Origin of the sequence: Pseudomonas sp. IPO3749, assembly GCF_013386605.1 — a bacterium.
GTDB classification, from domain to species: domain Bacteria; phylum Pseudomonadota; class Gammaproteobacteria; order Pseudomonadales; family Pseudomonadaceae; genus Aquipseudomonas; species Aquipseudomonas azotoformans_A.
This window is the reverse complement of record NZ_JACARN010000125.1, coordinates 1-5,616: the sequence shown is the minus strand read 5'-3', so window position 1 is coordinate 5,616 and position 5,616 is coordinate 1. Positions and strand designations below refer to the sequence as shown.

The window sequence follows — 5,616 nt, the reverse complement described above, 5'->3', positions numbered from 1 at the left end:
GCATTCTGCCTGTCAGAATGCGGCGTTTTTATTGGGGCCGCTGCGCAGCCCAGCGCGGGGCAAGCCCGCTCACCACAAAAGCCCCTCTTCCCAACTATGGACCTCTGCGTACAATGCCCGCTGCCTTGTAGGAGACTTCCATGACCACCCGCCCCGCCGCCCCTCGCAAACCCCGCGCCCGCAGCCAGGCCCGGATCGACGCGATCCTCGACGCCGCCCGCACTTTGCTGGCCGCCGAAGGCGTGGCGAGTTTGTCGATCTATAGCGTGGCCGAGCGGGCGCAGATCCCGCCGTCGTCGGTGTATCACTTTTTCGCCAGTGTGCCGGCGTTGTTGGAAGCCTTGACCGCTGACGTTCACAGCGCATTTCGGGCGGCTATCCAGGCACCCATCGACCATGACTCGCTCAAGCATTGGCGCGACCTGTCCTGCATCGTCGAGCAGCGCATGCTCACGGTCTACGATCAAGATGCCGCTGCTCGCCAGTTGATCCTGGCCCAGCATGGGCTGACGGAAGTGACCCAGGCGGATCGTCAGCACGATCTGGAATTGGGCGATTTGATGCTCACGGTGTTCAACCGTCACTTTGAAGTGCCGACGCTACCGAATGATGTGGACGTGTTTGCGTTGGCTCTGGAGCTGAGCGACCGCGTGTATGCACGCTCGGTGCATCAGCATGGGTTGATCACGCCGCGCATGGCGGAGGAAGGGATGCGAGTGTTTGATGCGTATGTGGGGCTGTACCTGCCGCCCTACCTGTCCAAACGCACACAACTGTAGGTGCCGGTTTGCCGGCCCCTACAGGAGGTAGCGTGATCACAACTTGGCGATCGACACCTCGGTGGATTTCACAAAGGCAATCACTTCACTGCCAATCACCAGTTCCAGCTCTTTGACCGAGCGGGTGGTGATCACGGATGTCACGATACCGGACGCAGTCTGCACGTCGATTTCCGACAGCACGTCGCCTTCGACGATTTCCTTGATGGTGCCTTTGAACTGGTTACGCACGTTGATCGCTTTAATAGTCATGTCGTTCTCTCTTCGTAGGACAAGTGAGTTATTGAGCCCAGCGCAATTGCGTAGGCAGCGGTGAAACAGGTTCAGGTTCCGGCGGTGAGCCCGGCAAGGACAACACACGGTTGAGCACTTCAGCTTCCAGTGCGGCCAGGCGGTGTGAGCCCCGGGCGCGTGGGCGTGGCAGGTCGACGATCAGGTCCAAGCCGATTTCGCCGTCTTCGATCAGGATCACCCGGTCGGCAATCGCCACGGCTTCGCTGACGTCGTGAGTGACCAGCAACACGGTGAAGCCGTGCTTTTGCCAGAGGTTTTCGATCAGTTGCTGCATCTCGATACGGGTCAAGGCATCCAGCGCACCCAACGGCTCATCCAGCAGCAGCAAGCGCGGTTGGTGGATCAGCGCACGGGCCAAAGCCACGCGTTGCTTCTGCCCGCCGGACAGCGCCGCCGGCCATTCATTGGCGCGCTCGGCCAGGCCGACCGCTTCCAGGGCTTCCAAGGCACGGGGGCGCCAGTTGCCTTTAAGGCCCAGGCCGACGTTGTCGATAATCTTTTTCCAGGGCAGCAGGCGCGCCTCCTGGAACATCAACCGCGTGTCTTCAATCGCTTCGCTCAACGGCGCGGAACCGGCCAGCAGTTCGCCGCCGCTGGCCTTATCCAGGCCAGCGAGCAGGCGCAGCAAAGTACTTTTGCCGCAACCACTGCGCCCGACCACAGCCACGAATTGCCCGGCCGGGATGTGCAGGTCGATGTCCTTGAGCACTTCGCGCGCACCAAAGGCCTTACGCAGCTTGCGGACCGCCAGGGGAATGCCCTTGAGCAGGCGCGGGGGTTGTTGAGCTGTCATGCCGCACCTCCTTTATTCACTTGATACGCCGGATGCCAACGCAACCACACACGCTCCAGACCACGCGCCGCCAGATCGGCCAGCTTGCCGAGGATCGCGTACATGACAATGGCCAGTACCACCACGTCGGTTTGCAGGAATTCGCGGGCGTTCATCGCCAGGTAACCGATACCGGAACTGGCGGAGATGGTTTCCGCCACGATCAGCGTCAGCCACATGAAGCCCAAGGCAAAGCGCACGCCCACCAAAATCGATGGCAGCGCACCCGGCAGGATCACCTGGCGGAACAGGCTGAACCCGGACAAGCCGTAGCTGCGCGACATTTCCACCAGCGCCGGGTCGACGTTGCGGATGCCGTGGTAGGTGTTGAGGTAAATCGGAAACAGCGTGCCGAGGGCGACCAGGAAAATCTTCGCCGTCTCATCGATGCCAAACCACAGGATCACCAGCGGAATCAGCGCCAGATGCGGCACGTTGCGGATCATCTGCACCGAACTGTCCAGCAGGCGTTCGCCCCACTTCGACAGGCCGGTGATAAAGCCCAGGGCCAGGCCGATACTGCCGCCAATCACAAAACCCAGGCCCGCACGCCAGCCACTGATAGCCAGGTGAGTCCAGATTTCGCCGCTGGCGACCAGATTGACCCCGGCTTCAATCACCGCACTCGGCGCCGGCAGAATGCGGGTCGACAACCAACCCGCCGACACCGACAACTGCCACACCGCCAGCAATAAGATCGGCAGCACCCAAGGCGCCACGCGATGACTCAATTTTTCATAGTTCATGGGCTGCCTCAGCTCGCCGACGCAGCTTTGGGAAGGATGTCGTTGGCGACCATTTCGCCGAACGGGCTGACGTAACCGGCGCTTTTCGGCAGCTCGGGACGTTCGATATCCAGGTGCGGGAACAGCAGCTCCGCGACGCGATACGACTCTTCCAGGTGTGGATAGCCGGAGAAGATAAACGTGTCGATGCCCAGCGCGGCGTATTCCTTCACGCGTTCCGCCACGGTTGGGCCATCACCCACCAGCGCGGTGCCTGCGCCGCCGCGGACCAGGCCGACGCCCGCCCACAGGTTGGGGCTGACTTCCAGGTTGTCGCGGCTGCCGCCGTGCAACGCGGCCATGCGTTGCTGGCCTACCGAATCAAAGCGCGACAACGAGGCCTGGGCGCGGGCGATGGTGTCGTCGTCCACATGGGAGATCAATTTGTCGGCGGCTTTCCATGCCTCTTCGTTGGTTTCACGGACGATCACATGCAAGCGAATGCCGAAGCGCAGGGTACGGCCGAGGTTCTCGGCCTTGGCCCGCACCTGTGCGATCTTTTCCGCAACGGCGGCAGGCGGCTCACCCCAGGTCAGCACCATTTCCACTTGCTCGGCCGCCAGGTCCTGGGCCGCCTCGGAAGAACCACCGAAATACAACGGCGGACGCGGTTGCTGGATCGGCGGATACAGCAGCTTGGCGCCTTTGACGCTGATGTGTTCGCCGTCGTAATCCACGGTTTCACCTTCCAGCACACGGCGCCAGATGCGCGTGAATTCCACCGAGGCCTGATAGCGCTCTTCGTGGCTGAGGAATAAGCCATCGCCGGCCAATTCTTCCGGGTCACCCCCGGTGACCAGGTTGAACAAGGCACGGCCGCCGGACAGTCGGTCCAGGGTCGCGGCCTGACGCGCGGCCACCGTCGGGGAAATGATCCCGGGGCGCAGGGCGACCAAGAACTTCAGACGCTGGGTCACCGGGATCAGCGAGGCCGCCACCAGCCACGAGTCTTCGCAGGAGCGACCGGTAGGGATCAGCACCCCGCCGAAACCCAGGCGGTCAGCGGCCTGGGCCACTTGCTGCAGGTAACCGTGGTCAACGGCGCGAGCGCCTTCGGCGGTGCCAAGGTAATGGCCGTCGCCGTGGGTAGGCAGGAACCAGAAAATATTGAGGCTCATGGAGTTGTCTCCTGAAGAAGTCGGATTACGGCGCTTTGGCAACGGCGGCGGGGGGTGTCCAGATCACGTCCTTGATGTTCAAGGGCTTGGGGATCAATTTGAGCTGGTAGAAGCTGTCGGCGATTTTCTGCTGGGCGGCGACCACTTCCGGGGTCAGGAACAGCGCGCCGTAGCCTTGGCGTTTCACCGAGGTCAGGGTGATGTCGGCTGGCAGGCCGAGCAACGGTGCCACTTGTTCGGTGACTTCCTGCGGGTTGGCCTTGGACCATTCGCCCACCGCGCGCACTTCTTCGATCAGCGCCTTGACCACTTCCGGGTGTTTTTCAGCGTAGGGCTTGGTCGCCAGGTAAAACTGGTGGTTGTCAGCGATGCCGGTGCCGTCACGCAGAGTGCGGGCTTGCAGTTGTTTCTCGGCGGCGGCCTGGTACGGGTCCCAGATCACCCAGGCGTCCACGCTGCCACGCTCGAAGGCGGCACGCGCATCGGCGGGCGGCAGGAATACAGCCTGCACGTCGGTGTATTTCAGGCCGGCGTCTTCCAGGGCACGTACCAGCAGGTAATGCACGTTTGAGCCTTTGTTCAGGACGACTTTCTTGCCCTTGAGCTCTGCCACGGATTTGATCGGTGAGTCTTTCGGTACCAGGATCGCTTCGCTGGTCGGTGCAGGTGGCTCGTAGGCGACGTAGAGCAAGTCGGCACCGGCGGCCTGTGCGAAGACGGGCGGGGTTTCGCCGGTCACGCCGAAGTCGATGGAGCCGACGTTCAGGCCTTCGAGCAATTGCGGGCCGCCAGGGAACTCGGTCCACTGCACGTTCACGCCTTGGGCAGCCAGGCGTTTTTCCAAGGTGCCTTTGGCTTTGAGCAGCACCAGCGTGCCGTACTTCTGGTAACCGATCCGCAGGGTCTCGGCGGCTTGGGCTTGAACAATGGCGCCGAAGGACACAGCCGCAGCAAACAGTGCGACCAGACCACGACGCAAGATGACAGTGCGCATGGCGCTCTCTCCAAATAATGCGTTTAGGGGGTTGGCTGCACCTGCTTGGCCGTTGGCGGCTGAGTAAGGTGAGTTTTTTACATTTCGGTGTGGCTTAAATGCTCCAGCGAGCACTCAACAAACGTTCATTCAACACATGGGGGTCCAGCGGTTTCGGGCGACGGGCCATGGCGCCGTAGAGCGTTTCCAGGGCTTCATGCAAACGGTGTTCAAGTACCGGCACCAGTTGCGCCTGGGCGCTGCCTTCGCCGTAGGCGATCTGGCTGTCTTCGGCAAAGATGCCGTGGAGCAATTCCTGGGCCTTCAGCGCCGACAGCACCGGCTTCAAGGCATAGTCCACCGCCAGCATGTGGGCGATGCTGCCACCGGTAGCCATCGGCAACACGATCTTGTGGGCCAGGGCGCGCTCGGGCAGCAAGTCCAACACGGTTTTCAGCGCGCCGGAGAACGAGGCCTTGTAGACCGGCGTGGCGATCACCAGGCCATCCGCATTAGCCACTTGTTGCAGCAGGTCGATGACCTTGGGGCTGTCGAAGCGCGCATGCAGCAGGTCTTCAGCCGGGAAGTCCCGTATCTGGTAACTCACCACTTCTACGCCTTTGTCTTGCAACCACTGACGGGTTTTATCCAGCAACACCCCGGAGCGGGAACGCTGGCTGGGACTGCCTCCAAGTGTTACGACCAACATGCAGGAATTCCTTGAGCAGGTGTCGGCGGTTCGCTGTGTGGCGATGGCGCCAAGATGGAACAGACCTTATCAGCAGATTTATATATCTTTAAATTTTATTTTTTCATGTGTTTTTTCTTTAAATGC

7 protein-coding genes are annotated in these 5,616 nt (G+C 61.4%); 1 reads left to right on the top strand and 6 read right to left on the bottom strand.

Annotated elements, in window-relative coordinates:
* The first annotated feature begins 140 nt into the window (after positions 1-140).
* Positions 141-779: a TetR/AcrR family transcriptional regulator gene (locus HX812_RS31145; RefSeq protein WP_038850708.1), complete on the top strand. Its 639-nt coding sequence runs from the start codon at positions 141-143 to the stop codon at positions 777-779.
* Positions 780-815: 36 nt separating this feature from the next.
* Here HX812_RS31145 and HX812_RS31140 read toward each other — a convergent pair whose 3' ends face one another.
* From HX812_RS31140 to ssuE, 6 genes are all read right to left on the bottom strand, one after another.
* Positions 816-1,031 carry a molybdopterin-binding protein gene (locus HX812_RS31140; protein ID WP_003213899.1) on the bottom strand — a complete coding sequence of 72 codons (216 nt, stop codon included), beginning with the start codon at positions 1,029-1,031 and terminating at the stop codon, positions 816-818.
* Positions 1,032-1,059: 28 nt separating this feature from the next.
* Positions 1,060-1,866 carry an aliphatic sulfonates ABC transporter ATP-binding protein gene (gene ssuB / locus HX812_RS31135; RefSeq protein WP_038850710.1) on the bottom strand — a complete coding sequence of 269 codons (807 nt, stop codon included), beginning with the start codon at positions 1,864-1,866 and terminating at the stop codon, positions 1,060-1,062.
* Positions 1,863-2,651 carry an aliphatic sulfonate ABC transporter permease SsuC gene (ssuC, locus tag HX812_RS31130; RefSeq protein WP_038850711.1) on the bottom strand — a complete coding sequence of 263 codons (789 nt, stop codon included), beginning with the start codon at positions 2,649-2,651 and terminating at the stop codon, positions 1,863-1,865. The genes ssuB and ssuC overlap by 4 nt, the downstream gene beginning before the upstream one ends.
* Positions 2,652-2,659: 8 nt before the next feature.
* Positions 2,660-3,808, bottom strand: coding sequence for an FMNH2-dependent alkanesulfonate monooxygenase (gene ssuD, locus HX812_RS31125; protein ID WP_038850712.1), 1,149 nt, complete (start codon positions 3,806-3,808; stop codon positions 2,660-2,662).
* Positions 3,809-3,833: 25 nt separating this feature from the next.
* On the bottom strand, positions 3,834-4,802 hold the full coding sequence (locus tag HX812_RS31120; RefSeq protein ID WP_038850713.1) for a sulfonate ABC transporter substrate-binding protein: 969 nt from the start codon (positions 4,800-4,802) through the stop codon (positions 3,834-3,836).
* A 94-nt stretch (positions 4,803-4,896) separates the two neighbouring features.
* Positions 4,897-5,490 (bottom strand): NADPH-dependent FMN reductase, encoded by a 594-nt coding sequence (ssuE, locus tag HX812_RS31115; RefSeq protein ID WP_015886424.1) that lies wholly within the window; start codon positions 5,488-5,490, stop codon positions 4,897-4,899.
* Positions 5,491-5,616 lie beyond the last annotated feature (126 nt).

Coding starts and splice junctions, on each gene's coding strand:
- HX812_RS31145 (WP_038850708.1), top strand. CDS start 141: ATGACCACCCGCCCCGCCGCCCCTCGCAAACCCCGCGCCCGCAGCCAG.
- HX812_RS31140 (WP_003213899.1), bottom strand. CDS start 1,031: ATGACTATTAAAGCGATCAACGTGCGTAACCAGTTCAAAGGCACCATC.
- ssuB (WP_038850710.1), bottom strand. CDS start 1,866: ATGACAGCTCAACAACCCCCGCGCCTGCTCAAGGGCATTCCCCTGGCG.
- ssuC (WP_038850711.1), bottom strand. CDS start 2,651: ATGAACTATGAAAAATTGAGTCATCGCGTGGCGCCTTGGGTGCTGCCG.
- ssuD (WP_038850712.1), bottom strand. CDS start 3,808: ATGAGCCTCAATATTTTCTGGTTCCTGCCTACCCACGGCGACGGCCAT.
- HX812_RS31120 (WP_038850713.1), bottom strand. CDS start 4,802: ATGCGCACTGTCATCTTGCGTCGTGGTCTGGTCGCACTGTTTGCTGCG.
- ssuE (WP_015886424.1), bottom strand. CDS start 5,490: ATGTTGGTCGTAACACTTGGAGGCAGTCCCAGCCAGCGTTCCCGCTCC.